General features: G+C 55.8%; 1 protein-coding gene. It reads left to right on the forward strand.

What is annotated here, in order from left to right:
* Positions 1-434: aldehyde dehydrogenase family protein (locus tag A3754_RS25805; RefSeq protein ID WP_156497245.1), on the forward strand; the 434-nt coding region annotated here is incomplete at its 5' end.
* Positions 435-611: the final 177 nt, after the last annotated feature.

The following is a 611-nucleotide window of genomic DNA, read 5'->3' on the forward strand; positions in this document are numbered from 1 at the left end:
AGGGGCTGCCGGAGGGCAACTGGGTTGGGCCGACCCTGTTCACCGATGTGACTGCCAACATGGCGATTTACCAGGAAGAAATTTTCGGGCCGGTATTGTGCTGCGTCTGCGTGGACTCACTGGAAGAAGCACTGGAACTGGTCAACAACAGCCCCTACGGCAACGGCACCTCCATCTTTACCGCCAGCGGTGCCGCCGCACGTAAATATCAGCACGAAGTGGAAGTGGGGCAGGTGGGTATCAATGTACCGATCCCGGTGCCGCTGCCGTTCTTTAGTTTCACTGGCTGGAAAGGCTCGTTCTACGGTGACCAGCACGCCTATGGCAAGCAGGGTGTGCGTTTCTATACGGAAACCAAGACCGTCACCAGCCGCTGGTTCGATTCTGATATTCCGGCGGCAGCCGGGCCAAACATGAGCATTAATTTGAAGTGACGGGGTTTTCCGTAGGAGCGTCGCTTGCGGCGCGATTCCAGCGTCAGGTTGTCTGCGCCGCAAGCGACTTTATTCGCTGCGCTCCTACGGCAAGGGTCTTGAATGATTAAACGATCTTGAAAGGATCAATGCGTGGACTTTTCTTTCACTGAAGAACAGCAGGCTTTTCGGGGAACC

It is taken from the genome of Alcanivorax sp. HI0083 (genome assembly GCF_001635175.1).